Origin of the sequence: Pseudomonas sp. SJZ077 (assembly GCF_007993905.1) — a bacterium.
In the GTDB taxonomy this organism is placed as follows: Bacteria; Pseudomonadota; Gammaproteobacteria; order Pseudomonadales; family Pseudomonadaceae; genus Aquipseudomonas; species Aquipseudomonas mandelii.
On sequence record NZ_VIUJ01000001.1, the window covers coordinates 252,270 to 279,259 of the forward strand.

Here is a 26,990-nt window from a genome sequence, read left to right on the forward strand (position 1 = left end):
ATACAAAACCGGCCCCTCAGGGCCGGTAGTTACTCAGTTGTTGTACAGATCAATGATCGCGCTGACGGCCTGTGTCTTGACCTTGGAGGCATCGTTACGTGCCTGCTCGATCTTGTTCAGGTAAGCCTCGTCGACGTCACCGGTGACGTACTGGCCGTCGAACACCGCACAATCGAACTTCTCGATCTTGATCTTGCCGCCACCGACCGCTTCGATCAAGTCAGGCAAGTCCTGATAGATCAGCCAGTCGGCGCCGATCAGGTCGGCAACGTCCTGGGTCGAACGATTGTGGGCGATCAGCTCGTGAGCGCTCGGCATGTCGATACCGTAGACGTTCGGGTAGCGAACGGCCGGTGCTGCGGAGCAGAAGTAGACGTTTTTCGCGCCGGCTTCACGGGCCATCTGGATGATCTGCTTGCACGTGGTGCCACGAACGATCGAGTCGTCCACCAGCATCACGTTCTTGCCGCGGAATTCCAGTTCGATGGCGTTGAGCTTCTGGCGTACGGATTTTTTCCGTGCGGCCTGGCCCGGCATGATGAAGGTACGGCCGATGTAGCGGTTTTTCACGAAGCCTTCGCGGAACTTGACGCCCAGGTGGTTCGCCAGCTCCAGGGCCGCAGTGCGGCTGGTGTCCGGGATCGGGATGACCACGTCGATGTCGTGTTCAGGACGTTCGCGCAGGATCTTCTCGGCGAGCTTCTCGCCCATGCGCAGACGGGCCTTGTACACCGACACGCCGTCGATGATCGAGTCCGGACGCGCCAGGTAGACGTGTTCGAAGATGCACGGGGTCAGGGACGGGTTGGTCGCGCACTGACGGGTGTGCAGCTTGCCATCTTCAGTGATGTAGACCGCTTCGCCTGGTGCCAGGTCGCGAATAAGGGTGAAGCCGAGCACGTCCAGGGAGACGCTTTCGGAGGCGATCATGTACTCGACGCCTTCGTCGGTGTGACGCTGACCGAAGACGATCGGGCGGATGCCGTGCGGGTCGCGGAAACCGACGATGCCGTAACCGGTCACCATTGCCACGACCGCATAACCACCGACGCAACGGTTATGCACGTCGGTTACAGCGGCGAATACGTCTTCTTCGGTAGGCTGCAACTTGCCGCGCTGGGCCAGTTCGTGCGCGAACACGTTGAGCAGCACTTCCGAATCGGAGTTGGTGTTGACGTGGCGCAGGTCAGATTCGTAAATCTCCTTGGCCAGCTGTTCAACGTTGGTCAGGTTACCGTTGTGCGCCAGGGTGATGCCGTAAGGCGAGTTGACGTAAAACGGTTGAGCTTCGGCCGAGGTCGAGCTGCCCGCGGTCGGGTAACGCACATGGCCAATGCCCATGTGACCGACCAGGCGCTGCATGTGACGCTGATGGAACACGTCACGCACCAGGCCATTGTCCTTGCGCAGGAATAACCGGCCGTCATGGCTGGTCACGATACCGGCAGCGTCCTGGCCGCGGTGCTGGAGGACGGTTAGCGCGTCATACAGCGCCTGATTGACGTTCGACTTACCGACGATACCGACGATGCCACACATGCGACGCAACCCCTACTTAATGGATCTGAACTGAACACAACTCACTGAGGCGTTTTGGCCGTCGGCAAGAGGTGCTCCTTGAACGGTATCTCAGCGGGTACGCTGATACCGCTGGCAAGCCACTGACTGCTCCACCCGAGGATCAGGTTTTTGGACCAGTCTGCGACCAATAGAAATTTTGGCACGAGCTGTGACTGTTGCCACCACCCGTCCTGCTGTACCGGCCCCAGGCTCAACAGCCCGACCGCCACGACCACCAGCAACACGCCACGCGCGGCGCCGAAGGCCATGCCGAGGAATCGATCGGTCCCGGATAGCCCGGTGACGCGTACCAACTCGCCGATAAGATAATTGATCATTGCGCCTACGATTAACGTGGCGATAAACATGATGGCGCAGCCCGTGATCACACGAGCTGATGGCGTTTCGATGTATCCGGCGAGGTGCTCGGACAATGCACCACCGAACATCCAGGCGACGACTCCTGCGATGATCCAGGTCACCAGCGATAATGCTTCTTTGACGAAGCCGCGGCTCAGACTGATCAATGCGGAGATGGCGACGATTGCAACGATCGCCCAGTCAACCCAGGTAAATGGCACAGTGCAGCCTACAGACGGATAAGGCGGCGCATTTTAGCAGAGCGCATGGCTATCGGTAAGCTGCGATTGTCAGTGCATTTCAAATCGGGGCGATAGTTTTAGTTGCGCTCAGGCTGGAAACGCACCACAAACCCCTTGAGGTTCTTCTGGCGGCCCAACAAGTCGCGCAGGCGATCCGCTTCGGCGCGCTCGATCAGCGGCCCGACAAACACCCGATTCTTGCCATCGGCCGTGCGGATATAGGCGTTATAGCCCTGACTGCGCAGGTCTTTTTGCAAACTTTCTGCGCTTGCACGGCTCGACAGACTGGCCAGTTGCACCGACCAGCTGACCGACAGGCCATTGGCATCGACGCGGCTTTGAGTCGTGTCTGGCTTGCCCGGCGCGGCCGTAATCGGCTGGGCAGGCGGCGTGGTCGGCGCAGCAGGCTTGACCACAGGCGCGGGAGCGACCGGTTTGGTAGCAGGCGCAGCCGCGGCTGGCGCACTCGGGGTGATCGGCGCCACGGGGGCTTCTTGCTGAGCGATCTCGTCATCGCTTGGCACAGGCTCCTGAGGCAGCGCTTGTGGCTCGGGCACCACCACTGGCTCGACCTGCACTGGCGGCACCGAGGGTGCTTGCGGCGCAGCCGGGGCTTCGACCGTCACTTGACGCTGCTCATCCTGGCGGGAAAACAGCATCGGCAGAAAAATAACCGCCAGCGCCACCAGAACCAGGGCGCCAACCATGCGCTGTTTGTATGCCTTATCCAGCAATGCCATTTGCCGCTTCCTCCGTGGAGCGCCGGGCCAGCCATTCGAGGGCCTCGGCGACACAATAAAATGATCCGAACAACAGAATCTCGTCGTCGCTCGTTGCCAGTGCGCACTGCCCTTCCAGGGCGGCGGCCACACTGTCATAAGACGTTACCGCAGCGCCAAGGTTCTGCAACGCCGCCTGCAAATCGGCCACCGGGCGCGCACGCGGCGAATCCAGCGGCGCGACAGCCCATTGCTGGACACTAGCATTCAATTCACTGACAACACCATCCAGATCCTTGTCCGCCAACAAGCCAAACACCGCCAGACGCTTGCCGACCGGCGGACGAACGGCCAGACGGCGCGCCAGATACTCGGCCGCATGCGGGTTATGCCCCACATCCAGCAACAGGTTCAGACGCTTGCCCTGCCAGTCGATTTGACGGCGGTCAAGACGACCTGCCACCCGCGTCGCTGTCAGCGCATTGATTACTTGCGAATCTACCCACGGCAAACCGAGCAACAGGTAAGCCTGCAAGGCCAGTGCGGCGTTTTCCATCGGCAGATCGAGCAACGGCAGATCATGCAACTCGACCACTCGCCCTTGAGCGTCAAGACCGCGCCATTGCCAATTGTGATCGGTCACACCGAGGTCGAAATCGCGCCCACGCAGGAAAAACGGGCAATTGAGCTCGCGGGCTTTATCCAGCAGAGGTTGCGGAGGATTCAGGTCACCACAGAGCGCAGGCGCGCCCTGGCGGAAGATGCCGGCTTTCTCAAAAGCCACGGATTCGCGGGTATCGCCCAGGTAATCGGCGTGGTCGACGCCAATACTGGTGACCAGCGCCATGTCGGCATCGACCACGTTGACCGTGTCCAGACGCCCGCCCAAGCCGACTTCCAGCACCACGGCATCAAGCCCTGCCTGTTGAAACAGCCAGAACGCCGCCAGGGTGCCCATCTCGAAGTACGTCAGGGAAGTGTCGCCACGGCCCGCCTCGACCGCAGCAAAGGCTTCGCACAACTCGGCGTCCGTCGCTTCGACGCCGTTGACCTGCACCCGCTCGTTGTAACGCAGCAGGTGCGGAGAATTGTAGACACCAACGCTCAGGCCTTGAGCCCGCAGCAACGAGGCCACGAATGCACAGGTGGACCCCTTGCCATTGGTGCCGGTGACCGTGATCACCCGAGGCGCCGGCTTGCCCAGTCCCATGCGGGACGCTACCTGTTGCGAGCGCTCCAGACCCATGTCGATGGCCGAAGGGTGCAACTGCTCTAGGTAGGCGAGCCACTCGCCAAGGGTACGTTCGGTCATAGGTTGGCAGGTACCGGTGGAACCACGATCGGCTCAATGGGTGCGGCAACGAATTTTGGCGTCGGCAGGCCCATCATTTGTGCCAGCAGGTTGCCCAGGCGCGGACGCAGTTCCTGACGGTGAATGATCATGTCGATTGCACCGTGCTCCAGCAGGAACTCGCTGCGCTGGAAACCTTCCGGCAGTTTTTCACGCACGGTCTGTTCGATCACGCGTGGACCGGCGAAGCCGATCAGGGCTTTCGGCTCACCGACAATCACGTCGCCCAGCATCGCCAGACTGGCCGAAACGCCGCCGTAGACCGGATCGGTCAGCACGGAGATGAACGGAATGCCTTCTTCACGCAGACGCGCCAGGACCGCAGAGGTCTTGGCCATTTGCATCAGGGAGATCAGGGCTTCCTGCATCCGCGCACCACCGGAAGCGGCGAAACAGATCATCGGGCAACGGTTTTCCAGCGCGTAGTTGGCAGCGCGGACAAAACGCTCACCCACGATGGCGCCCATCGACCCCCCCATGAAGGAGAACTCGAAGGCCGAAACCACCACCGGCATGCCCAGCAGGGTGCCGCTCATGGAGATCAGTGCGTCTTTCTCGCCGGTCTGCTTTTGCGCAGCGGTCAGGCGGTCCTTGTACTTCTTGCCATCGCGGAATTTCAGACGGTCAACCGGCTCCAGGTCCGCGCCCAATTCTGCACGGCCTTCGGCGTCGAGGAAGATGTCGATGCGCGCGCGGGCGCCGATACGCATGTGGTGGTTGCACTTGGGGCAAACGTCCAGGGTCTTTTCCAGCTCCGGACGATACAGCACAGCCTCGCAAGACGGGCATTTGTGCCACAGACCTTCAGGCACCGAGCTCTTCTTGACCTCGGAACGCATGATCGAAGGGATCAGTTTGTCTACTAACCAGTTGCTCATGCTTTCTTTCTCCAGTACCGGCGGCCCGAACGCTCTGGTTCGCAGCCCCGCGTATGCCCTTGAGCTAAATTCATGTGTGTGGCGATGATCGGTGGATGGCCGGGTCAGCGAAACGTGACCTGCGTACAATCCAAAAATCCTCAGCCGTGCCTGCTTTGTGCAGCGCAGTGCATTTTGGGACGGCGGCAGTCTGCCAGCCGTCACATCAACTACGTGCTACTACGTACCGCCTTGATGAATGCCTGAATCTTTGCGTGATCCTTGATGCCCTTGCTCGCTTCTACCCCGCCGCTGACGTCCACCGCATAAGGCCGGACCCGGGCGATTGCCTCAGCCACGTTATCCGGCGTCAGGCCACCAGCGAGGATGATCGGCTTGCTCAAGCCCTGCGGTATCAGAGACCAGTCGAACGCCTCACCGGTTCCACCGGGAACACCTTCGACATAGGCATCAAGCAGGATACCGCTGGCACTTGGAAACGCATCGCAGGCCGCCGCGATGTCGTCGCCGGCCTTGACCCGCAACGCCTTAATGTACGGGCGGTGCCAGCCTTCACATTCGGCTGCGGTTTCGTCGCCATGGAACTGCAACAGGTCCAGCGGTACGGCGTCGAGCAGCTCGCCCAACTCGCAGCGGCTGCTGTTGACGAACAACCCCACGGTGGTCACGAACGGCGGCAGCAACTTGATAATGTCGCGCGCCTGCTGGAACGTGACGGCCCGCGGACTCTTGGCGTAAAACACAAACCCGATGGCATCCGCCCCGGCCTCGACCGCCGCCAACGCATCTTCTATGCGGGTAATCCCACAAATCTTGCTGCGAACGGCTGACATGTCGATAAAACCTCAGGGCAAATCCGAGAAAGTCCCGGATGGTAACAAATGCGTTCGAGGGCGTCAGCCGTCAAGTTCAGAGAAGCCGGTGAGGAAGTGTGGGCCGATGTAACGCTCAGGCAATTGGAACTCGTCGCGATACTCGACCTGTACCAGATACAGGCCAAACGGATGCGCCGTCACCCCGCCAGAACGACGGATCCGGCTCTCCAGCACTTCCTTCATCCACTCCACCGGCCGCTCGCCGGCACCGATGGTCATCAAGACACCGGCGATGTTGCGCACCATGTGGTGCAGGAAGGCGCTGGCGCGGATATCCAGGACGATCATCTTGCCGTGGCGCGTGACACGCAGGTGATGCAGTTCCTTGATCGGCGATTTGGCCTGGCACTGACCGGCGCGGAATGCGCTGAAATCATGGGTACCGACCAGGTACTGGGCGGCCTCGGCCATGCGCTCGACATCGAGCGGACGGTGGTTCCAGGTGATTTCTTCGTTGAGGTGCGCCGGGCGGATCTGATCGTTGTAGATCACATACCGATAACGGCGGGCGATGGCCTTGAAGCGCGCATGAAAATGCGCCGGCATGACCTTGGCCCAGCTGACACTGACGTCGTGGGGCAAGTTGATGTTGGCGCCCATGACCCAGGCCTTCATCGAACGCTCGACCTGCGTATCGAAATGCACCACTTGGCCGCACGCATGCACGCCCGCGTCAGTGCGCCCGGCGCAGAGCAGCGACACCGGTGAGTCGGCGACTTTGGACAAGGCCTTTTCGAGGGTTTCCTGCACAGTGAGCACACCGGAGGCCTGGCGCTGCCAGCCGCGATAACGCGAGCCTTTGTATTCAACGCCCAACGCGATCCGGAAAAAGCCGTCGGCCGCCATTTCGGCAGCCGGGTTATCTATATTTGCCAAGGAGTCACAGCCTGCTGATGTGCGCAAAGGCGGGCATTATAAAGCTGTCCGGCGGGGATACCAGCACAACAGAAAGTACGATATTGAATGTTGCAGCCCTTTCGCGGGCAAGCCCGCCCCCACAGTGTTTCGGGGGTGTTCTCAGGTTATGTGACCGCCACAAAACCTTGTGGGAGCGAACCTGCTCGCGATGCCGGCCTGACAGACGCCGTCGGACCACCACTGAAACAAAAACGGCAGCCTCAATGGGCTGCCGTTCTGTTTATTGCCTACCGATCACTCAAGCCAGATGCGAAAGCATCTCCTTGGCCTCGCTCTTCTGGCCAGCATTCCCCTCGGCCACAACCTCATTGAGGATGTCCCGAGCGCCGTCGTTGTCACCCATGTCGATGTAGGCCTGGGCCAGATCGAGTTTGGTGGCGACTTCATCGGTGCCGGAGAGGAAGTCGAAGTCCGGCTCGTCCGCCGCAGAAGCCATAGCGTCTTCTGCAGTAAAGGTCGGCTCACTCATGCTCTGGGACAAACGATCCAGCTCGGCGTTGACGTCATCCAGCTCAGCGGCAAAGGCGTCCTTGACCTCAGGCTCGGCCGGGGCGGTATCCATTTCATCAGCCAGCGACAGGTCGAAATCGGCCGGCAGCTCCAGATCGTCCTGAGGCACTTCAGGTTTTACAGGCTCCGCAGGCAGGTCCTTCACGCCTTCGTCCAGATCCAGCAGGAAGTCATCTTCAGCGAGCATGGCCGGCGATGTATCACCGCCCAGATCCATGTCCAGATCGAAGTCCGACAGGTCGTCGAGGTTTTCCTTGATTTCGGTCTGTTCCTTCAATACCGATTCAAAGCTCAGGTCATCGTCAAGCGGAAACTCGTCAAGGTCAGCCGCAGCTTCCGGCTCTGGCGTGACCACTGCGGGTGACGCGGCTTCCAGGTCATCCAGGCTCAGGTCGAAGGCACTGTCCAGGTCATCGGCCGGTGCTTGCGGCTCGTCCAGCAACAGGTCCTTGACGTACTGCGCGTCCAGCTCGGCAGCGAGGGCGGCGGCAGCAAGACCACCGGCAGCCGCGATAGCCATTGCCGGGAAGCGGCTTTTAAGCTGCTCGACCTGGGCGAAGTTGTCACCGTTGGCGACCAACTGACGCTCCTGGGCAACAAATGCATCGCGATCGCCCTGCTGACCGTAGACTTCCATCAGTTTCAGACGCAGGTCGCTGCGCTGTGGCTCTTGCTTGATGCCGTCTTCGAGCAACGCAGCGGCCTGGTTCAGACGACCGGCGGCAATGTGCGACTGAGCCTTGGTCAGTACGTCGTCATTGCGCTCGGCCGCTGGCGACACCAGCGGCGCGGCGATCGGCGTCGTCATTACATCTGGGGCTGGAGCTGGAGCTGGAGCTGGAGCAGGCGCTGGCGCAGGTGGTGGCGTTGGAATCGGCGCGGTAGCGAGTTTCACGCTCGGCGGCGGAACTTCCAAACCTTCGAAGCTGCTTTCTGGCAGGTCCTGCTCGGCAGAGAACTCCCTCTCTTCTTCCAGGGCACGCGCCATGCGCAGGTGTTTCTCGGCTTCTTGCTGCGCCTTGCGGCGACGCGCCAGCAACAGCAGCAGAAGCAGCAGAACCACCGCCCCACCGCCTACCAGACCCAGCAGGACCGGATTGGTCAGCAGTTCGTTGAATTTCTGCTCGTCGGAAGCTTCCGGTGTCGGCTCGATTGGCAGCTCGGCAGACACGGGTGCAGGAGCAGTCTCAGGCGCAGACGTTTCCGGAGCAGGAACCACTTCAGTCGGTGCTGCCGCAGGGTTCGCGGCCAGTTCAGCAGACATTGCCGGTGGGGTCGTCGCTGGAGTTGAAGCCGACGCTCCCGCTGCGCCTTCAGCCTGCAACTTGGCCAGTTGATTGTTCTTCAACTCGATCAGGCGCTGCAGCTTATCCAGCTGACTTTGCAGATCGGTCATGCGGCTTTTCAGTTCAGCGTTGTCACGACGGGTCGTGTCGAGGCTTTCCTGGGTCACCGCCAGTTTGTTGTTCAAGGCTTTGGCATCACCTGCAGCGCCTTTGCCCTTGCCGGTTTCGGCAGAAACCAGGCTCAGGTTGTCTTTCGCCGTTTGCGATGGAGCTGCGTCAGCGCGGCCACGCTTGGTGGCATCGAGTTGCTGCTGCCCGGTGCCGGGCTTCGCCACATAACGACGACCCTGGCGCCATGCAGTGTTCTGGGCAGCGACTTCAGCGATTGCCTTGGGTTGCGGCAGGCTGGTGCTCTGCGCCTGATCCGGCAAGCGCAGCACCTGACCGGTTTTCAGCCGGTTGATGTTGCCGTCGATGAAGGCATCCGGGTTCAGCGCCTGGATGGCCAGCATGGTTTGCTGGACCGAACCGCCATTACGCGCCTTCGCGGCGATTTCCCACAGGGTATCGCGCGGCGTGGTGGTGTATTGGGACGGCTGGGTGGCACCGGTCACCGGCGCAGTGACCGTTTCGGTCGGCGCAGGCTGCGCAGCCGCTTCAGCGGTCTGCGGGGAGAATTTGGAAGGATCGAGCAGCACGCTGTAATCGCGCAGCAAACGACCGTTGGGCCACATCACCTGAACCAGGAATTTCACCATGGGTTCGGACAGTGGTTTGCTGGACGTTACACGCAGGATACTTTTGCCGCTGGCATTGAGCACGGGCGTGAAGGTCAGGTCGTTGAGAAACGCCTGGCGATCGACACCGGCCTTGGCGAAATCTTCGGGTGACGCCAGGCTCGGCACCACTTCTGCGGCGGTGAGGTCCTTGACGTCGAGCAGCTCGATTTCCGCCACCAGAGGTTGGTTCAGCGTCGACTTCAGGGTCAATTCCCCGAGCCCGAGGGCATGCGCCATACCGGAGGACAGCGCCGAGGCGGCCGCTATTGCTAACACCAGTTTGCGAACTTGAACCATAGCCTCATCCTTTGTTTGAACATTCCTCGGCCAGCGAGAAGGTGTTGATAGCCGCTGCCGTAAGGCATTGCGCGCGGCGACGAAGGGTCGTCACGCGCGATCATTTCATAAATGCCCCGGAAAGCCCCGAAGAGTGGCTCGCCATCAGCAATCCGGCCAAGCATAGCGCTCGACTGGACTCATTCGAAAAATTGTTGCCAAGTATCTTTTACAGCAGGTCTTTTATCAACAATTCAGCCACCTGCACAGCATTGAGCGCAGCGCCTTTACGCACGTTATCTGACGTCAGCCACAAATTAAGTTCCGACGGGTCGTCGATTCCGGCGCGAACCCGACCAACGTAGACCACGTCCTGCCCTACTGCATCGCCTACTGCCGTCGGGTAATCGCCGGCTTCCACCAGTTCGATACCCGGTGCGTCTTCCAGCGCCGCGTTGACTTTCGCCAGGTCCACAGCGCTCGCTGACTGCAAGGTCACGCTAAAGCTATCGCCAAAAAACACCGGGGCTTGAATGCAAGTGACAGAAATCTTTAATAAAGGCAGCGCCATGACCTGACGCAGCTCACGCACCAGGCGTTTTTCCAGCAGCGTATGACCCTGCTCATCAGGCTTGCCGACCTGAGCCAACAGGTTGAAAGCCATCTGCCGATCAAAGAAAGTCGGCTCCAGCGGACGCACATTGAGAAGCTCGGCGGTCTGCCGGGCCAGCTCGGTCACGGCTTCGCGCCCCTGGGCGGAAACGGCCAGGCAGGCGGTCAGGTTGATGCGCTGCAGGTCGAGCAAACCGAGCAACGGCGCCAAAACCACAGCCAGCGTGGTGGCCGACGGGCTTGGACTGCTGACCTGGAACGGCTTTTTCAAACCGGCCAAGACGTCGGCGTTGGCTTCCGGCACCACTTGCGGCGCCTGATTGGTCGGCAGAGCGCCGGACAGGTCGATCAGCGAACAACCGGCAGCGGTCGCGCGCGAGGCAAAACTCAGGGTCACTGCCGGACCGGCAGCGAAAAACACCAGCTGAACCTTGCTGAAATCGAATTCGTCGACTTCACGCACCCGCACGTTCTTGCCGCGAAACGGCACCGAATGCCCGGCGGATTCGCTGCTGGCCAGCAAATGGAGGTTGCCGACCGGGAAGTCGCGTTCTTCGAGAATCTGCACGAGCGTTTCGCCGACAGTACCGGTGGCGCCGATCACGGCAATATCAAAGGACTGGCTCATGGTTCTACCTCTGGCGAAACGGGGGGAGCGGCACTTTACCGGGTGGGTGGCGCGCAGGCAATTCGGCTGGGGTTTTGTGGTGTATGCGCCGGCTTCTTCGCGAGCAAGCCTCGCTTCTACGGGTTGTGTCTCGGTCGCGAAATCTTGAAACAACCGCGATACCTGTAGGAGCGAGGCTTGCCCGCGAAGAGGCCCTTCCTGACGACATACCGTCCCAAAAAAAACCCGCACCTCTTTCAAGGCGCGGGTTCTTTGATTACTTCAATCGATCAACGCTCAAGCAGGATCCGCAGCATGCGACGCAGCGGTTCGGCCGCGCCCCACAGCAGTTGGTCGCCGACGGTAAACGCGCCGACGTACTGCGTGCCCATGTTCAGCTTGCGCAGACGGCCAACCGGCACGTTCAGGGTGCCGGTGACTTTCGTCGGGCTCAGTTCCTGAATGCTGGCTTCGCGATTGTTCGGCACCAGTTTGACCCAAGGGTTGTGCTGGCTGATCAGCCCTTCGATGTCGGCGATCGGCACGTCTTTGTTCAGCTTGATGGTCAGCGCCTGGCTGTGGCAGCGCATGGCGCCGATGCGCACGCAGATGCCATCCACCGGGATCGGGCTCTTGAAGCGACCGAGGATCTTGTTGGTCTCGGCCTGGGCCTTCCATTCTTCGCGGCTCTGACCGTTCGGCAGCTCCTTGTCGATCCACGGGATCAGGCTGCCGGCCAGCGGAACGCCGAAGTTTTCGGTCGGGTACGCGTCGCTGCGCATGGCTTCGGCCACACGGCGGTCGATGTCGAGGATGGCGCTGGCCGGGTCGGCCAGTTGATCGGCGACAGCGGCGTGGGTCGCGCCCATTTGCTTGATCAGTTCACGCATGTTCTGCGCGCCGGCACCGGAGGCCGCCTGATAAGTCATGGCGCTCATCCACTCGACCAGACCGGCTTCGAACAGGCCGCCCAGGCCCATCAGCATCAGGCTGACGGTGCAGTTGCCGCCGATGTAGTTCTTGGTGCCCGCGTCGAGCTGCTGGTCGATGACCTTGCGGTTCACCGGGTCCAGCACGATCACCGCGTCATCCTGCATGCGCAGGCTGGAAGCAGCGTCGATCCAGTAACCCTGCCAGCCGGCTTCGCGCAGCTTCGGGAATACTTCGCTGGTGTAGTCGCCACCCTGGCAGGTCAGAATCACGTCGAGGGTTTTCAGCTCTTCAATGCTGTAAGCGTCCTTGAGCGGAGCAATGTCCTTGCCCACGGACGGGCCTTGGCCACCGACATTGGAAGTGGTGAAAAACACCGGCTCAATAAGATCGAAATCCTGCTCTTCCAGCATCCGCTGCATGAGCACGGAACCGACCATACCGCGCCAACCGATCAGACCTACACGTTTCATCGCAACTACACCTTCTTTAAAAAGTGGGCCGCTGCTTTCAAGAGTGAAAGTGGCAGCGGGCCCGAGAGATTACAGATTCCGCAGCGCGGCGACTACTGCGTCGCCCATTTCCTGCGTACCGACTTTAGTGCAACCGGCCGACCAGATGTCGCCCGTGCGCAGCCCCTGATCCAATACCAGACTGACGGCTTTCTCGATGGCATCGGCCGCGTCCTGCAGATTGAAGCTGTAACGCAGCATCATCGACACCGACAGAATGGTCGCCAACGGGTTGGCAATGCCTTTGCCAGCGATGTCTGGCGCCGAACCGTGGCAAGGCTCGTACATGCCCTTGTTGTTGGTATCCAGGGATGCCGACGGCAGCATGCCGATGGAACCGGTGAGCATCGATGCCTGGTCAGACAGAATGTCGCCGAACATATTCTCGGTAACGATCACGTCGAATTGCTTCGGCGCACGCACCAGCTGCATGGCGGCGTTGTCGACGTACATGTGGCTCAGTTCGACTTCCGGGTAATCCTTGGCCACTTGCTCGACGATTTCGCGCCACAGTTGGCTCGAAGCCAGCACGTTGGCCTTGTCCACCGAGCACAGCTTCTTGCCGCGCACCATGGCCATGTCGAAACCGACACGGGCGATGCGGCGGATTTCGCTTTCGCTGTACGGCAGCGTGTCGTAAGCCTGACGCTCGCCGTTGTCCAGGGTGCGGGTGCCGCGTGGCGCGCCGAAATAGATGCCGCCGGTCAGTTCACGGACGATCAGGATGTCCAGGCCCGAAACGATTTCAGGCTTCAGGCTCGATGCCTCGGCCAGTTGCGGGTAGAGGATCGCCGGGCGCAGGTTGCCAAACAGGCCCAGTTGCGCACGAATCTTCAGCAGGCCGCGCTCAGGGCGGATGTCACGCTCGATGGTGTCCCATTTCGGGCCGCCCACGGCGCCCAGCAGCACAGCGTCGGCTGCGCGTGCACGGTCGAGGGTTTCGTCGGCCAATGGCACGCCGTGCTTGTCGATGGCGGCGCCGCCGATCAGGTCGTGGCTCAGCTCGAAGCCCAGGCTGTACTTGTCGTTGGCCAGCTCCAGCACCTTGACCGCTTCGGCCATGATTTCCGGGCCAATACCATCACCTGGGAGAATCAGAATCTGCTTGCTCATGCTTTCCTCATGTCATCAGTCGGTGCGCCCTTGAGCACACCCGGAAAAATTCTATCGTTCGGCCATCAGCACCAGCACATCGGTACTGAACGAACCATCGGCCTCAATCTCAAAATATTCGCGCACTTCATTGCCCATCGACTGCTGCAACTCGCGGATCGCCGCGCGCATCACTTCTGGCGTGCGCATGCGTTCGACCCAGGAGTTGTACTCCAGCCGCAACCGTTGACGCGCAGTGCTACGGGTATGCAACCCCGCTTCGCTGACCTGACGCAACCACTCGCCGGCGGAATAATCGCGCACATGGCTGGTGTCGCGCAGCACTTCGACGCTTTGCAGGTAAGTGTCAAACAACGGACTGCCCGGTGACAACACGTCGATGAACGCCGCCACCCCACCCGGCTTCAGCACCCGCCGGACTTCGCGCAGGGCCAGGCCGAGGTCGCTCCAATGGTGCGCCGAGTAACGACTGAAGACGAAGTCGAACTCACCATCGGCAAACGGCAGGCGCTCGGCGGCACCGTTGACCGTGGTCACATTGCTCAAACCACGGTCCACAGCGGCGACGGTAACCACGTCGAGCATCTGCTGGGACAAATCGTAGGCCACCACTTCCTTGACCAGCGACGCCACGTGAAAACTGACGTGACCAGCGCCACACCCCAGGTCCAGCACCCGAGCATCGCCCTGCCCGGCCAGTTCGGCCTGTAGCAGCGCAAATTCGGTGCCTTGAGCGTGTACGGCGCTGCTCAGATAGGCCGAGGCCTGTTCACCGAATTGCTTTTGGACTACCTGGTTGTGCTGGGCGGTGCGGGTCATGGGGGACTTCCTTTTGGGGTTTAGCCTTGTGTTGTCTGGGCGGGCCTCTTCGCGGGCGAGCCTCGCTCCTACAGGGAGACGTATTTCAGCCGTAAGAGCGAGGCTTGCCCGCGAAGGCGTCATCACGCCTTACGCAAACTTACGCGTCGCGAAACAACCAAGGCTGGCTCGCCCGGTGCTTGGCTTCAAACGTCGCAATCGCTTCATGGTCCATCAACGTCAGACCGATATCGTCCAGACCGTTGAGCAGGCAATGCTTACGGAAGGCGTCAATTTCAAAGCTCAACACCTTGCCATCCGGACGGGTAACGGTCTGGGCCTGCAAATCGACCTGCAACTGATAACCCGGGGTCACTTCCACCTGCTGGAACAGCTCATCCACTTCAGCGTCGCTCAAGATGATCGGCAGCAAGCCGTTCTTGAAGCTGTTGTTGAAGAAGATGTCGGCGTAGCTCGGCGCGATGATGCTGCGGAAACCGTATTCCTCCAGCGCCCACGGCGCATGTTCACGACTGGAACCGCAACCGAAGTTTTCGCGGGCCAGCAACACGCTGGCGCCTTGATAACGCTCGGCGTTGAGGACGAAGTCCTTGTTCAACGGGCGCTTGGAGTTGTCCTGATAAGGCTGCCCGACATCCAGGTAGCGCCACTCATCGAACAGGTTTGGGCCGAAACCCGTGCGCTTGATCGACTTCAAGAATTGCTTCGGGATGATCTGGTCGGTGTCGACGTTGGCACGATCCAGAGGCGCGACAAGACCAGTGTGCTGGGTAAAAGCTTTCATGCTGCGCTCCTTTAGATCAATTCACGGACGTCGACGAAACGACCGTTCACCGCGGCGGCGGCGGCCATGGCCGGGCTCACGAGGTGGGTACGGCCACCGGCGCCCTGACGGCCTTCGAAATTGCGGTTGGAGGTCGAGGCGCAATGCTCGCCCGACTCCAAACGGTCCGGGTTCATCGCCAGGCACATCGAGCAACCCGGCTCACGCCATTCGAAACCGGCGTCGAGGAAAATCTTGTCCAGGCCTTCCGATTCAGCCTGGGCCTTCACCAGACCCGAGCCCGGCACCACGATGGCCTGCTTGATGGTCGAAGCGACTTTGCGACCTTTGGCGATAACGGCGGCAGCACGCAAATCTTCGATCCGCGAGTTGGTGCAGGAACCGATGAACACGCGGTCCAGCTGAATGTCGGTAATTGCCTGATTGGCAGTCAAACCCATGTATTTCAAGGCGCGTTCGATGGAGCCGCGCTTGACCAGGTCCATTTCCTTCGCAGGGTCCGGCACGTTCTGATCCACGGCCAACACCATCTCAGGCGAAGTGCCCCAGCTGACTTGTGGCTTGATCTGGGTGGCGTCGAGCTCGACGACGGTGTCGAACGTGGCGTCTTCATCAGTCACCAGGTCTTTCCACGCTTCGACGGCCAAGTCCCATTCCGCGCCTTTCGGAGCGAATGGACGGCCCTTCACGTAGGCGACGGTTTTTTCGTCAGCGGCGACCAGTCCTACGCGAGCGCCAGCCTCGATGGACATGTTGCAAATGGTCATGCGGCCTTCGACCGACAGATCACGAATCGCACTACCGGCGAACTCGATGGCATGGCCGTTACCGCCGGCAGTGCCGATCTTGCCAATGACCGCGAGAACGATGTCCTTGGCGGTCACGCCGAACGGCAATTTCCCTTCGACCGACACCCGCATATTCTTCATTTTCTTGGCGACCAGGCACTGGGTGGCGAGCACGTGCTCGACCTCGGACGTGCCGATACCGTGAGCCAACGCGCCAAACGCGCCGTGGGTCGAGGTGTGGGAGTCGCCGCAAACAACGGTCATGCCCGGCAAGGTTGCGCCCTGTTCCGGGCCGATGACGTGGACGATGCCTTGGCGCACGTCGTTCATCTTGAACTCGACGATGCCGTATTCGTCACAGTTGTCATCGAGGGTCTGGACCTGCAAACGCGAGACCTGGTCGGCAATGGCTTCGATGCCGCCCTTGCGTTCCGGGGTGGTCGGTACGTTGTGGTCCGGGGTCGCGATGTTGGCATCGATGCGCCAAGGCTTGCGCCCGGCCAGACGCAGGCCTTCAAAGGCTTGCGGCGAGGTCACTTCGTGAATGATGTGACGATCAATGTAGATCAAGGCAGAGCCATCGTCGCGCTGCTTGACCAAATGCGAATCCCAGAGCTTGTCGTAGAGCGTTTTGCCGGCCATCAGACGGTTTCCTCATCAGCTTGTTTCTATGCCCCGGGCCGTTTGTATAACCCTTTGGCTTGTGAGGTCGATCCTAGGGGGTTACATTAAATAACTCAAATTCATATTTTTCATGCTTTGGATAACCAACTGGAATACCGCAATGGACCTGGCTAATCTCAATGCTTTCATCGCCATTGCCGAGACCGGAAGCTTCTCCGGCGCGGGAGAACGGCTGCACCTGACGCAACCGGCGATCAGCAAGCGCATCGCCGGGCTGGAGCAGCAATTGAAGGTGCGGCTTTTCGATCGACTGGGTCGTGAAGTCGGCCTGACCGAGGCCGGTCGCGCCCTGTTGCCGCGGGCCTATCAGATTCTCAATGTGCTGGACGACACCCGCCGCGCCCTGACCAACCTGACCGGCGAAGTGACCGGGCGCCTGACGCTGGCCACCAGTCACCACATTGGCTTGCACCGCTTACCGCCCTTATTAAGGGAGTTCACCCGACGCTACCCACAAGTGGCGCTGGATATTCAGTTTCTCGATTCGGAAGTGGCCTACGAGGAAATCCTCCATGGCCGCGCGGAACTGGCGGTGATCACCCTCGCCCCGGAACCTCATACCTTGGTCAAAGCCACGCCGGTGTGGGACGACCCCCTGGATTTCGTGGTCGCCCCGGAGCATTCGCTGATCAGCAACGGCCCAGTCAGCCTGGCGGACATTGCCCTGCATCCGGCGGTGTTTCCCGGCGGCAACACGTTCACCCATCACATTGTCCAGCGCCTTTTCGAGGCTCAGGGACTGACGCCGAACATCGCCATGAGCACCAATTATCTGGAAACCATCAAGATGATGGTCTCGATCGGCCTGGCCTGGAGCGTTTTGCCGCGAACAATGCTCGACGATCAAGTTGCGCGAATACCTTTGCCGGGCATACAACTGACTCGCCAGCTAGGCTATATCCTGCACACCGAACGGACGCTGTCGAATGCGGCAAGGGCCTTCATGGCCTTGCTGGATGCACAAATCGATCTGCCAGGGATTCAAGGCTAACGTGTGCTACTGCCATAGAGCCGCGAACCCCTGCGCCTAACGCCCAATTCAGCCCAAGGCCTGCCAATGCCGAAATCTGTTGACCGTATTCCGCCGATGCCACGTATACAGGCGCTTGACCCGAAACGGTCCGAGCAGAGCTGGGAAAGCGCACCACAGTTGCTGGCCGCCCTCAACGGCGCGCGCCTGGGCGCCTGGTATTGGGACATCGAGCGCGGACAGATCAGCTGGTCACGGGGCACCCAGGCGTTGTTCGGCTTCGATCCCCGACAGCCGTTGCCGACCGATCTGGAATACCTCGACTTGCTGCCTCCGGAGGATCGGGCAAAAACCATTCGCGCCTTTCATGCCGTGATCGCCGGCGCCCCGCTGGAGCAGGCGATGCACCACCGCATCCGCTGGCCCGACGGCAGCCTGCACTGGCTGGAGATCAACGGCAGCTTGCTGCCGGACAAAGACGGTCGGCCACGGATGATTGGGGTCATTCGCGAAATCACCCATCAGCGCCAGCGCGAACAGGCCCTGAGCAGCTCGGAAAAACGCTTTGCCACGCTGTTTCACCTGTGCCCGAACATGGTGCTGCTGACCCGCCAGGAAGATGGCCTGATTACCGAAGCCAATCAGTATTTCGAAAGCCTCTTCGGCTGGCCGGTGCAGGACGCCATTGGCCGAACCACCGTCGAACTGGGCCTCTGGGTGCACCCGGAACAACGGGACGTGCTGGTCAAGGCGACCAAGGCCAAGGGCGAACTGACCAGCATGGAGGTGCAGTTTCGCGCCAGCAATGGCCAGATCCACGACGGCATCCTCAGCGCACAGAAAGTCGAACTCGAAGGCCAGCCCTACCTGCTGAGCACTTTCCTCGATACCACGGAACGCAAGGCCGCCGAACTCGCGCTGAAAGACAGCCAGGAACGCCTCGACCTGGCCCTGGATTCGGCGCAACTCGGCACCTGGGACTGGCACATTCCCAGCGGCATGTTGTACGGCTCGGCGCGGGCCGCGCAGTTGCACGGGCTGGAGGCCATACCCTTCCATGAGTCCTTCGACGCGTTTTTCGAAGGTGTGCCCGACGAAGAACGCGGCAGCATGCGCGACGCTTATCGCAGCCTGCGCGAGGGACCGGCCGGCAATTATCAGCTGACTTATCGCGTGCAGTTGCCGGACGGCAGTTCACGCTACCTGGAAAGTCGTGCCCGCCTCTACCGCGATGAAAACGGCGCACCGCTGCGCATGGCCGGCACCTTGCTGGACATCACCGATCAAGTGGAGCGCGAACAACGGCTGGTGGCCTCCGAAGAGAAATTCGCCACGCTGTTTCAAGTCAGCCCGGACCCGATCTGCGTCACGCGCCAGGACACTGGCCAGTTCATCGAGATCAACTCCAGCTTTACCCAGACCTTCGGCTGGAGCGCCGCCGAAGTGATTGACCGCAGGGCCGACGAAATCGGCCTGTGGGACGCGTCAGCGAAAAGCCTGCAACGAATTGAACAAGTCATCCGCGAACAGGGGCTGAACAATGTCGCGATCATCGCCCAACACAAAGACGGGCAAGCCCTGACCTGCGTGATTTCCAGCCGGCAGATCAGCGTGGGCGACCAGCCGTGCATCGTCACGACCCTGCGCGACATTACCCAGCAACAGCGTTCCGAAGCGGCACTCAAGGCGAGCGAAGAGAAGTTTGCCAAGGCGTTTCACTCAAGCCCGGACGCGATCACCATCACCGAACGCGATACCGGGCGCTACCTGGAGGTCAACGATGGTTTTTGTCGCCTGACCGGTTACCGCGCCGACGAAGTGGTCGGCCGCACGGTGTATCAAGTCGGCATCTGGGCAGAAGAGAAACAGCGCTCGGCGCTGCTGGCCGAGTTGCAGCTTAAGGGCCGTGTGCATCACCAGGAAATGCTGGGCCGCAATAAGCGCGGCGAACTGCTGACCGTCGAAGTCTCGGTGGAGCCAATCACCCTCAACGAAACCGCATGCCTGTTGCTGACTGGCCGAGACGTCAGCCTGTTGAAAAATGCCGAAGCGCAGATTCGCCATCTGGCCTACCACGACCCGCTGACCAACCTTCCGAACCGCGCCCTGTTGATGGATCGCCTGAGCCAGCAGATCGCCCTGCTCAAGCGCCACAACCTGCGCGGTGCGCTGCTGTTCCTGGACCTCGATCATTTCAAGCACATCAACGATTCCCTGGGTCACCCGGTGGGCGACACGGTGCTGAAAATCATCACGGCTCGGCTTGAAGCCAGCGTGCGCATGGAAGACACCGTGGCACGCCTGGGTGGCGATGAATTTGTGGTGCTGCTCAGCGGCCTTGAGGGCTCGCGCAATGAAGTCAGCGCCCAGGTTCGGGAGTTGGCGGACACGTTGCGTGAACTGTTGTCGGAGCCGATGTTCCTCGACGGCCAGCGCCTGCAAGTGACACCGAGCATCGGCATCGCGTTGATCCCCGACCACGGCTCGACCCCGACCGACCTGCTCAAACGTGCCGACATTGCGCTTTACCGCGCCAAAGACTCGGGCCGCAACATGGCGCAGATGTATCACAACACCATGCAGAAGGCGGCCAGTGAACGCCTGCGCATGGAAACCGACTTGCGCCTGGCCCTTTCCCGGGGCGAGTTTCATGTGCATTACCAACCCCAGGTCGACGCTCGGGGCAACCGTATTGTCGGCGCCGAAGCGCTGGTGCGCTGGGACCACCCGGAACTCGGCCCGCAATCGCCCACCGAATTCATCAAGGTGCTGGAGGACAGCGGGCTGATTCTGGAAGTGGGCACGTGGATCATCGACGAAGCCTGTGGGGCCTTCAAAAAGCTGGTTGCCAAAGGCCTGGTGAACCCGCTCAGCTTCAGCCTGTGCGTGAACATCAGCCCGAGGCAATTTCGTCAAAACGACTTCGTCGAACGCATCGAATACAGCCTCAGCAGCCACGGCCTGCCCTGCTCGTTGCTGAAACTGGAAATCACCGAAGGGATCGTCATCCAGAACCTGGAAGACACCATCAACAAAATGCGCCGCCTGAAAAAACTCGGCGTGAGCTTTGCAATGGACGACTTCGGCACCGGCTACTCCTCGCTGACCTACCTCAAGCGCCTGCCGGTCGACACGCTGAAAATCGATCAGTCGTTCATCCGCGATGCCACCACCGACCCCAACGACGCCGAAATCATCCGCGCCATCGTGGCCATGGCCCGCAGCCTGGAATTGAAAGTGATCGCCGAAGGGGTGGAAACGGCGGAGCAGCTGGAATTTTTGCAGGGGCTGGGGTGCCATTTTTATCAGGGGTATTTGCACAGTCGGCCGCTGCCGGTGGAGGAGTTCCAGAAACTCCTTAAATAACGGGCACAAAAAAGGGCGCCGAATGGCGCCCTTCTCATTGCTCTGACTCGTTACTGCAGAGCGGGTTTTTGCGTCCCGTTGATCGGGATGCGTTTGGCTTTTGCCTCTTCCGGTATCACCCGCAACAGGTCGATGCTCAACAAACCGTTGCTCAGGCCGGCAGCCTTGATTTCGATATGGTCCGCCAGACGGAAGGACAGTTTGAAGGCGCGCTGAGCGATGCCTTGGTACAGATAGGTGACGTCTTCATTCGCGTCACGCTTGCCACCACTGATGGTCAGCACCCCTTTTTCCACTTGCAGATCCAGGTCTTCTTCCTGGAACCCGGCGGCCGCCACGACGATGCGGTATTGGTCATCACCGTGCTTTTCAACGTTGTAAGGTGGGTAGGTGCTGCCTGGCTCGTTGCGCAGGGCGGTTTCGAACAAGTCATTGAAGCGGTCGAAGCCCACCGAGGAACGGAACAGGGGTGCCATCGAAAATGCAGTACTCATGATTCAAATCTCCTGAAAACAGATCAGCAAGTTTTTTTGTCTCCGCGACCCGAATTCGGCATCGCGTAATCCCTACATAGGGATCTCCGATTGCTTTTCAAGAGATTATTTTCAGATTTTTTTTGCGTTTTTTCAGGCCGCTTCCGACACCTGTAGCCCCAACAAACGCGAGACTTGATCCAGTTCGGTCTCTCGACGCAACACGGTAAACAGCTCCACCGCCTCAGGATAATTGCGGGTCAACATCGCCAGCCATTGCTTCAAGCGACCCGGCGACTGGCGGGCAGTCATCTGCGCCTTGGCTTGCAGCCAGAAGTCCTGGATCAGAGGCAGCAACTCGGCCCACGTCATCTCGACCACGGCTTCACCGGCCCGCGCCGCTGCGATTTGCCGGGCCAGGTCCGGGCGCGACACCAGGCCGCGACCGAGCATGATGTCTTCCACGCCGCTGATTTCGCGGCAACGGCGCCAATCTTCAACGCTCCAGATGTCGCCATTGGCGAACACTGGAACCTTGACCACGTCCTGCACGCGGGGGATCCATTCCCAATGCGCAGGCGGCTTGTAACCGTCAGTTTTGGTCCGCGCGTGCACCACGATGTGCGCCGCGCCGCCTTCGGCCAGCGCTGTTGCGCAGACCAGCGAACCGTCCGGGCTGTCGAAGCCCAGGCGCATTTTCGCGGTAACCGGAATGTGCGCCGGCACAGCGCGGCGGACGTGTTCAACGATTTGGTTGAGCAGTTCAGGTTCTTTCAGCAGGACGGCGCCGCCACGGGACTTGTTGACAGTCTTGGCCGGGCAGCCGAAGTTCAGGTCGATCACCTCGGAACCCAGCTCGCAGGCCAGCGCGGCGTTTTCAGCCAGACACACCGGATCGGAACCGAGCAACTGCACCCGTAGCGGCACGCCGGACGCGGTGCGGGCGCCGGTCAATAATTCCGGGCCGAACTTGTGGTAATAGGCGGGCGTGAGCAGTTGATCGTTGATCCGAATAAACTCGGTCACGCACCAATCGATACCGCCCACACGGGTCAGCACGTCCCGCAGGATGTTGTCGACCAACCCCTCCATGGGCGCCAAAGCAATTTGCATGAAAAACACACTCAACGAAAAACGTGCGGCAGTTTACTGGATTCTCTGTCGAAAGACTTGCATCTGCCTCTGTGGCGAGGGAGCTTGCTCCCGTTAGAGTGCGTAGCACTCTCCATTGCAAGGGACCGCTTCGCGCTCCAGCGGGAGCAAGCGCCCTCGCCACAGGATCGCGTCAACCTGGAACTTGCAACGCCGGGCCGTAGCCTTCGATGAACTCGGCCGGCATCCGCTTGGGCTTGCCGGTGGACAGTTCGATGCAGACGAAAGTGGTTTGCGCGCGCAGCAACGTGGTGTTATCGCTGGGGCGCTTCAACTGGAAGTGGCGGGTCATTTTCAGGCGCTGATCCCAATCGACAATCCAGGTCGCCAATTGCAACTCATCGCCCTCATAGGCGGCGGCCAGGTAATCGATCTCGTGCCGCACCACCGCCATCGCCCGATCCAGCCGACGATACTCGACCAGGTCCAGCCCCAGCCGCTGCGAGTGACGCCAGGCGCAGCGTTCGAGCCAGGTCACGTACACCGCGTTGTTCGCGTGCCCCAGCCCGTCGATGTCCTCGGCGCCGACTTCCAGATCAATGATAAATGGCGTTGCCCGATCCCAGCCCATGCCCCACTCCCGGTCAGATGATGTCGACCGGGGCAGTGTAACGGATGCTCAGGCCGATTGGCGCGATTGCAGGCTGCGGCCAGCCAGCAGTGATAACACGCCATCAATCACCCGAGGATCGGCCAGCACGCGTTGATGCCCGCCCTCCTCCAGGCGTAACAGCCGGCTGTCGAACCACGCCTCATTGATCAACTGGGACTCCTTGACCGGAACAAAGCAATCATCTTCGGCGTGGACGATCAGCCCCGGCATATCGAGCTGATAGTGCGCAACATCCAGCGTTGCAGCGCGCATGCCGACGTCTTTCTCGACCTGGCGAATAAACGCCGAACGCGCTTTGGGCGGCAGCCGCACGTAACGGGCAAAACCGCGCAACACCCCGAGAATCCGCGCCGGTGCGGCGATGGTGACCAGGGTTTCGGTGCGCAAACCCAACTGCACGGCGAGCATCGCACTGGCGCCGCCCATGGAGTGGCCAATGACGGCTCGCAGCGGCGGCAACTCGGCGGCCGCTTCGAGCATGGCCCGGGCAAACAGCACCACGTTGGCTTCACTGCCCGGTGAGCGACCATGAGCAGGACCGTCGAGCGCTACGACGGTGTAGCCAGCATCGACCAGCGCCGTGATGAGACTCGCAAACTGTGTCGGCCGCCCTTCCCAACCGTGCATCAGCAACACGGCCGGACCTTGCCCCCAGCGCAGCGCCGAGAGGCCGAAGCGCAAGGTGATCCGTTCGGATTTCGCCAGCAGCGGCAATTCCCAGTCACGCGGTGGCAACTCTCGCGGCGTCATGAACGCCAGTCGCATTTTGCTCGCGACCAGTTTCGGTGCAAACCAGCCCAAGGTGCCATTAACGCCACGAACCCACTTCAACGTGCTCATCGCTCTCACTCCTCAGGCCAATGCCTTCAGGTCATAGCACCGCCGACTTGGCGGCGCGCAGCAATCGATCGGACAACTCTCCTGGCCCCAGCGCCCTAGCCAGAGCCAGACCCCCGACCATCAAGGCCATGTCGGCCAGGGCTTTGTCGGTGTCTTCCGGGCTGGCCGCCAACTGCGCGACCATCATTTCCACATGCTCATTCAGCGCCACGCGAAACGCGTCCGGCAGGCGACCCAACTCACCGACAGACGCCGGGATCGGGCACGCGGAATCCGAGGAATCACGGTGTTTGCGCGACAGGTAAAACGCAGCCACCAACGCGCGACGCTCTTCGCCGGTCAATTCGGCGTCCATGTCAGCGATCAAGCCACGGCGGTGACCGAGCAGTTGCTTGAATGCTTCCAGCATCATGGCGTCCTTGCTTTCGAAGTGCGCATAGAAGCCGCCAACCGTCAGGCCGGCTGCGCCCATCACTTCGCCCACGCTCGGTTCGGCCGGGCCGCGCTGAATCAGCGCTGCGCTGGCGGCCTTGAGAATGCGTTCGCGGGTTTGAGCTTTTTTATCGTTCATCGTTGCCTCCGAATATTACGACTAGAATATTATTCTCATAATAATTTTCCGCAAGTCGTGGATGTGACCGCTGGTCTGAAGAACAGTTTGAAAGAAATGGGGGATTTGGCCAAACGCCAGACAAACAAAAGGGCCATTCAATAATTGAATGACCCTTATAAAATCCCGCAGAGCGGGTAATCGTGGCGTCCCCTAGGGGACTCGAACCCCTGTTACCGCCGTGAAAGGGCGGTGTCCTAGGCCACTAGACGAAGGGGACGCAAAACCTTCTATACAACTGATCAGTGCTTAGAGCTGATCGATTCAAGGCCGGTGTGGCCAGACCTTGAACTGTAAAATTGGTGGAGCTAAGCGGGATCGAACCGCTGACCTCCTGCATGCCATGCAGGCGCTCTCCCAGCTGAGCTATAGCCCCGGATTTTTCGCCTCGCGGCGGAGCGACATCTTGCAACATCGCTTCTGTAAAACTGGCGTCCCCTAGGGGACTCGAACCCCTGTTACCGCCGTGAAAGGGCGGTGTCCTAGGCCACTAGACGAAGGGGACGCAAACCCTTCTATACAACAGATCAACGCTGAGTGTTGATCGCTTCAAGGCCGGTGTGGCCAGACCTTGAAGTGTAAATTGGTGGAGCTAGACGGGATCGAACCGTCGACCTCTTGCATGCCATGCAAGCGCTCTCCCAGCTGAGCTATAGCCCCTCATCGCTGAGGACGGGGCGAATCTTAATGGCGCTTCGGAAAGCTGTCAAACTTATTTTTAACAATTTTCAAAATTTTTTGTCGCCATAACAATCACTTACCGCCCTCCCCCCGGAAAAACGGGGGCGGCGCCGAAGATCACGATCAAATGATCGCCACCTCCGGCAGCCCCTACGAGGTCAAACGTCCTCAGGCGATGTTGCCCAGGAGTTTTTCCCACTCCTTGTTTTCCTTCTTCGACACGCCGCCCAGCAGGTCGATGGCCTGGCGCAGACGGAAACGGGTCAGGTCCGGGCCAAGGATTTCCATCGCATCAAGCACCGACACCGAACTGGCCTGGCCAGTGATCGCGGCGAACATCAGCGGCATGGCGTCACGCAGCTTCAGCTCCAGGGATTCGACCACCGCCTGAATCGTCGCGGTGATGCTGTCCTTCTCCCACTGACGCAGGCTTTCCAGCTTCCACAGAATCAGCTGCATCAACTGACGAACCTGGTCGCCCGAGAGCTTCTTCGATTCGAACAGCTTGGCATCCGGGTTCACACCACCGGCGAAGAAGAAACCGGCCAGCGGTGCAACCTGACTGAAGGTCTCGACGCGCCCCTGCACGTGCGGCGCGATCTTCATCATGTATTCCGGGTTCAGCGCCCAGGTTTGCAGGCGCGAAGCGAACTCTTCCACCGGCAAGTCACGCAGCCATTGGCCGTTGAGCCACGACAGCTTCTCGATGTCGAAAATCGGCCCGCCGAGGGACACGCGGCTCAGGTCGAAATTGTCGACCATTTCCTGCAGCGAGAATTTTTCGCGCTCGTCCGGCATCGACCAGCCCATGCGGCCGAGGTAGTTGAGCATCGCTTCCGGCATGAAGCCCATGCGCTCGTAGAACGTCACCGAGGTCGGGTTCTTGCGCTTGGACAGCTTGCTCTTGTCCGGGTTACGCAGCAGCGGCATGTAGCACAGCTCCGGTTGTTCCCAGCCGAAGTATTCATAAAGCAGGATCAGCTTCGGCGCCGATGGCAGCCACTCTTCACCGCGCAGAACGTGGGTAATGCCCATCAAGTGGTCGTCGACCACATTGGCCAGGAAGTACGTCGGCAGGCCGTCAGTCTTCATCAGCACTTGCATGTCCATGCGATCCCACGGGATCTCGACGTCGCCACGCAGCATGTCCGGTACCACGCAAACGCCTTCGCTCGGCACTTTCATGCGGATCACATGAGGCTCGCCCGCGGCCAGGCGCCGGGCGACTTCTTCTTTCGAGAGCAACAGCGCACGGCCGTCGTAACGCGGGGTTTCGCCACGGGCCATTTGTTCGGCGCGCATCTGGTCCAGCTCTTCGGCGGTGCAGAAGCACGGGAAGGCGTGGCCCATCTCGACCAACTGCTGGCAGTACTTCTGATAGATGTCGCCGCGTTCGCTTTGACGATACGGACCGTGCGGGCCGCCAACGTCCGGACCTTCGCTCCAGTCGATGCCCAACCAGCGCAAGGCGTCGAAAATCTGCTGTTCGGACTCCCGGGTCGAGCGCAACTGGTCGGTGTCTTCGATCCGCAGGATGAACTCACCGCCATGCTGCTTGGCAAAGCAGTAGTTGAACAAAGCGATGTAAGCGGTACCTACGTGGGGGTCCCCGGTAGGCGATGGCGCGATGCGCGTGCGGACGGTGGTCATGGCAAGTCTCGAAATGAAGATAAAACAAAGGG

Annotated in this window: 22 protein-coding genes and 4 tRNA genes; 2 read left to right on the top strand and 24 right to left on the bottom strand. The window is 60.5% G+C overall.

What is annotated here, in order from left to right; all coding sequences use genetic code 11:
* Positions 1-33: 33 nt before the first annotated feature.
* The 14 genes from purF to leuC form a co-directional block, all read right to left on the bottom strand.
* On the bottom strand, positions 34-1,539 hold the full coding sequence (gene purF, locus FBY01_RS01420) for an amidophosphoribosyltransferase (protein WP_010456022.1): 1,506 nt from the start codon (positions 1,537-1,539) through the stop codon (positions 34-36).
* 41 nt (positions 1,540-1,580) lie between these two features.
* Positions 1,581-2,141, bottom strand: coding sequence for a CvpA family protein (locus FBY01_RS01425; protein WP_010456024.1), 561 nt, complete (start codon positions 2,139-2,141; stop codon positions 1,581-1,583).
* A 98-nt stretch (positions 2,142-2,239) separates the two neighbouring features.
* On the bottom strand, positions 2,240-2,902 hold the full coding sequence (locus FBY01_RS01430; RefSeq protein ID WP_010456026.1) for an SPOR domain-containing protein: 663 nt from the start codon (positions 2,900-2,902) through the stop codon (positions 2,240-2,242).
* Positions 2,886-4,193, bottom strand: coding sequence for a bifunctional tetrahydrofolate synthase/dihydrofolate synthase (gene folC / locus FBY01_RS01435; protein ID WP_145306032.1), 1,308 nt, complete (start codon positions 4,191-4,193; stop codon positions 2,886-2,888). The genes FBY01_RS01430 and folC overlap by 17 nt, the downstream gene beginning before the upstream one ends.
* A complete protein-coding gene (gene accD, locus FBY01_RS01440) occupies positions 4,190-5,110 on the bottom strand; it encodes an acetyl-CoA carboxylase, carboxyltransferase subunit beta (protein WP_010456031.1) in 921 nt (306 codons plus the stop codon). The genes folC and accD overlap by 4 nt, the downstream gene beginning before the upstream one ends.
* Before the next feature lie 209 nt (positions 5,111-5,319).
* On the bottom strand, positions 5,320-5,943 hold the full coding sequence (locus FBY01_RS01445; RefSeq protein WP_010456034.1) for a phosphoribosylanthranilate isomerase: 624 nt from the start codon (positions 5,941-5,943) through the stop codon (positions 5,320-5,322).
* Positions 5,944-6,006: 63 nt separating this feature from the next.
* Positions 6,007-6,831, bottom strand: a complete 825-nt coding sequence (gene truA, locus FBY01_RS01450) for a tRNA pseudouridine(38-40) synthase TruA (protein WP_010456035.1) — start codon at positions 6,829-6,831, stop codon at positions 6,007-6,009.
* 310 nt (positions 6,832-7,141) lie between these two features.
* A complete protein-coding gene (locus tag FBY01_RS01455) occupies positions 7,142-9,775 on the bottom strand; it encodes a FimV/HubP family polar landmark protein (protein ID WP_145306030.1) in 2,634 nt (877 codons plus the stop codon).
* A 208-nt stretch (positions 9,776-9,983) separates the two neighbouring features.
* Positions 9,984-10,994 (bottom strand): aspartate-semialdehyde dehydrogenase, encoded by a 1,011-nt coding sequence (locus FBY01_RS01460; protein ID WP_145306028.1) that lies wholly within the window; start codon positions 10,992-10,994, stop codon positions 9,984-9,986.
* A gap of 269 nt (positions 10,995-11,263) precedes the next feature.
* Positions 11,264-12,376, bottom strand: a complete 1,113-nt coding sequence (gene asd / locus FBY01_RS01465; RefSeq protein ID WP_054052925.1) for an aspartate-semialdehyde dehydrogenase — start codon at positions 12,374-12,376, stop codon at positions 11,264-11,266.
* A 69-nt stretch (positions 12,377-12,445) separates the two neighbouring features.
* Positions 12,446-13,528 (bottom strand): 3-isopropylmalate dehydrogenase, encoded by a 1,083-nt coding sequence (gene leuB, locus FBY01_RS01470; protein WP_077750383.1) that lies wholly within the window; start codon positions 13,526-13,528, stop codon positions 12,446-12,448.
* Between the two features lie 51 nt (positions 13,529-13,579).
* On the bottom strand, positions 13,580-14,347 hold the full coding sequence (locus FBY01_RS01475) for a class I SAM-dependent methyltransferase (RefSeq protein WP_145306026.1): 768 nt from the start codon (positions 14,345-14,347) through the stop codon (positions 13,580-13,582).
* 139 nt (positions 14,348-14,486) lie between these two features.
* Entirely contained in the window at positions 14,487-15,131 is a 645-nt protein-coding gene (leuD, locus tag FBY01_RS01480; protein WP_010456042.1) for a 3-isopropylmalate dehydratase small subunit, read from the bottom strand.
* Between the two features lie 11 nt (positions 15,132-15,142).
* The gene (gene leuC, locus FBY01_RS01485) at positions 15,143-16,561 is read right to left on the bottom strand and encodes a 3-isopropylmalate dehydratase large subunit (protein WP_010456043.1); all 1,419 of its coding nucleotides are present in this window, start codon (positions 16,559-16,561) and stop codon (positions 15,143-15,145) included.
* Between the two features lie 142 nt (positions 16,562-16,703).
* Between leuC and FBY01_RS01490 the strand changes: the two genes are divergently transcribed.
* Together FBY01_RS01490 and FBY01_RS01495 are read left to right on the top strand one after the other, a co-directional pair.
* Complete coding sequence (locus tag FBY01_RS01490; protein WP_010456044.1) at positions 16,704-17,594, top strand: LysR family transcriptional regulator; 891 nt, start codon at positions 16,704-16,706, stop codon at positions 17,592-17,594.
* A 66-nt stretch (positions 17,595-17,660) separates the two neighbouring features.
* Positions 17,661-20,939 carry a PAS domain S-box protein gene (locus tag FBY01_RS01495; protein ID WP_077750381.1) on the top strand — a complete coding sequence of 1,093 codons (3,279 nt, stop codon included), beginning with the start codon at positions 17,661-17,663 and terminating at the stop codon, positions 20,937-20,939.
* A 50-nt stretch (positions 20,940-20,989) separates the two neighbouring features.
* On the opposite strand, the gene FBY01_RS01500 is transcribed toward FBY01_RS01495, so the two are convergent.
* The 10 genes from FBY01_RS01500 to gltX form a co-directional block, all read right to left on the bottom strand.
* Positions 20,990-21,433: an Hsp20 family protein gene (locus FBY01_RS01500; protein ID WP_010456046.1), complete on the bottom strand. Its 444-nt coding sequence runs from the start codon at positions 21,431-21,433 to the stop codon at positions 20,990-20,992.
* 132 nt (positions 21,434-21,565) lie between these two features.
* Positions 21,566-22,525 (bottom strand): tRNA-dihydrouridine synthase, encoded by a 960-nt coding sequence (locus FBY01_RS01505; protein ID WP_010456047.1) that lies wholly within the window; start codon positions 22,523-22,525, stop codon positions 21,566-21,568.
* Positions 22,526-22,697: 172 nt separating this feature from the next.
* A complete protein-coding gene (locus tag FBY01_RS01510) occupies positions 22,698-23,135 on the bottom strand; it encodes a thioesterase family protein (RefSeq protein ID WP_010456048.1) in 438 nt (145 codons plus the stop codon).
* A gap of 48 nt (positions 23,136-23,183) precedes the next feature.
* A complete protein-coding gene (locus FBY01_RS01515) occupies positions 23,184-24,017 on the bottom strand; it encodes an alpha/beta fold hydrolase (protein ID WP_010456049.1) in 834 nt (277 codons plus the stop codon).
* A gap of 31 nt (positions 24,018-24,048) precedes the next feature.
* A complete protein-coding gene (locus tag FBY01_RS01520; protein ID WP_008151286.1) occupies positions 24,049-24,588 on the bottom strand; it encodes a TetR/AcrR family transcriptional regulator in 540 nt (179 codons plus the stop codon).
* A 183-nt stretch (positions 24,589-24,771) separates the two neighbouring features.
* Positions 24,772-24,847: transfer RNA gene (locus FBY01_RS01525), tRNA-Glu, on the bottom strand.
* An 80-nt stretch (positions 24,848-24,927) separates the two neighbouring features.
* Positions 24,928-25,003: transfer RNA gene (locus FBY01_RS01530), tRNA-Ala, on the bottom strand.
* 53 nt (positions 25,004-25,056) lie between these two features.
* A tRNA-Glu gene (locus FBY01_RS01535) sits at positions 25,057-25,132 on the bottom strand.
* A 79-nt stretch (positions 25,133-25,211) separates the two neighbouring features.
* Positions 25,212-25,287, bottom strand: a tRNA-Ala gene (locus FBY01_RS01540).
* A 189-nt stretch (positions 25,288-25,476) separates the two neighbouring features.
* Positions 25,477-26,958, bottom strand: coding sequence for a glutamate--tRNA ligase (gltX, locus tag FBY01_RS01545; RefSeq protein ID WP_008037650.1), 1,482 nt, complete (start codon positions 26,956-26,958; stop codon positions 25,477-25,479).
* Positions 26,959-26,990: the final 32 nt, after the last annotated feature.

Bases quoted from the DNA above. Each gene is read 5' to 3' on its own strand.
- FBY01_RS01460 (WP_145306028.1), bottom strand. From the start codon at position 10,994: ATGAGCCAGTCCTTTGATATTGCCGTGATCGGCGCCACCGGTACTGTC.
- FBY01_RS01505 (WP_010456047.1), bottom strand. From the start codon at position 22,525: ATGCAAATTGCTTTGGCGCCCATGGAGGGGTTGGTCGACAACATCCTG.
- leuC (WP_010456043.1), bottom strand. From the start codon at position 16,561: ATGGCCGGCAAAACGCTCTACGACAAGCTCTGGGATTCGCATTTGGTC.
- FBY01_RS01490 (WP_010456044.1), top strand. From the start codon at position 16,704: ATGGACCTGGCTAATCTCAATGCTTTCATCGCCATTGCCGAGACCGGA.
- accD (WP_010456031.1), bottom strand. From the start codon at position 5,110: ATGAGCAACTGGTTAGTAGACAAACTGATCCCTTCGATCATGCGTTCC.
- FBY01_RS01515 (WP_010456049.1), bottom strand. From the start codon at position 24,017: ATGAGCACGTTGAAGTGGGTTCGTGGCGTTAATGGCACCTTGGGCTGG.
- leuD (WP_010456042.1), bottom strand. From the start codon at position 15,131: ATGAAAGCTTTTACCCAGCACACTGGTCTTGTCGCGCCTCTGGATCGT.
- leuB (WP_077750383.1), bottom strand. From the start codon at position 13,528: ATGAGCAAGCAGATTCTGATTCTCCCAGGTGATGGTATTGGCCCGGAA.
- asd (WP_054052925.1), bottom strand. From the start codon at position 12,376: ATGAAACGTGTAGGTCTGATCGGTTGGCGCGGTATGGTCGGTTCCGTG.
- gltX (WP_008037650.1), bottom strand. From the start codon at position 26,958: ATGACCACCGTCCGCACGCGCATCGCGCCATCGCCTACCGGGGACCCC.
- FBY01_RS01520 (WP_008151286.1), bottom strand. From the start codon at position 24,588: ATGAACGATAAAAAAGCTCAAACCCGCGAACGCATTCTCAAGGCCGCC.
- FBY01_RS01495 (WP_077750381.1), top strand. From the start codon at position 17,661: ATGCCGAAATCTGTTGACCGTATTCCGCCGATGCCACGTATACAGGCG.
- FBY01_RS01455 (WP_145306030.1), bottom strand. From the start codon at position 9,775: ATGGTTCAAGTTCGCAAACTGGTGTTAGCAATAGCGGCCGCCTCGGCG.
- FBY01_RS01475 (WP_145306026.1), bottom strand. From the start codon at position 14,347: ATGACCCGCACCGCCCAGCACAACCAGGTAGTCCAAAAGCAATTCGGT.
- purF (WP_010456022.1), bottom strand. From the start codon at position 1,539: ATGTGTGGCATCGTCGGTATCGTCGGTAAGTCGAACGTCAATCAGGCG.
- FBY01_RS01500 (WP_010456046.1), bottom strand. From the start codon at position 21,433: ATGAGTACTGCATTTTCGATGGCACCCCTGTTCCGTTCCTCGGTGGGC.
- FBY01_RS01510 (WP_010456048.1), bottom strand. From the start codon at position 23,135: ATGGGCTGGGATCGGGCAACGCCATTTATCATTGATCTGGAAGTCGGC.
- folC (WP_145306032.1), bottom strand. From the start codon at position 4,193: ATGACCGAACGTACCCTTGGCGAGTGGCTCGCCTACCTAGAGCAGTTG.
- FBY01_RS01445 (WP_010456034.1), bottom strand. From the start codon at position 5,943: ATGTCAGCCGTTCGCAGCAAGATTTGTGGGATTACCCGCATAGAAGAT.
- FBY01_RS01430 (WP_010456026.1), bottom strand. From the start codon at position 2,902: ATGGCATTGCTGGATAAGGCATACAAACAGCGCATGGTTGGCGCCCTG.
- truA (WP_010456035.1), bottom strand. From the start codon at position 6,831: ATGGCGGCCGACGGCTTTTTCCGGATCGCGTTGGGCGTTGAATACAAA.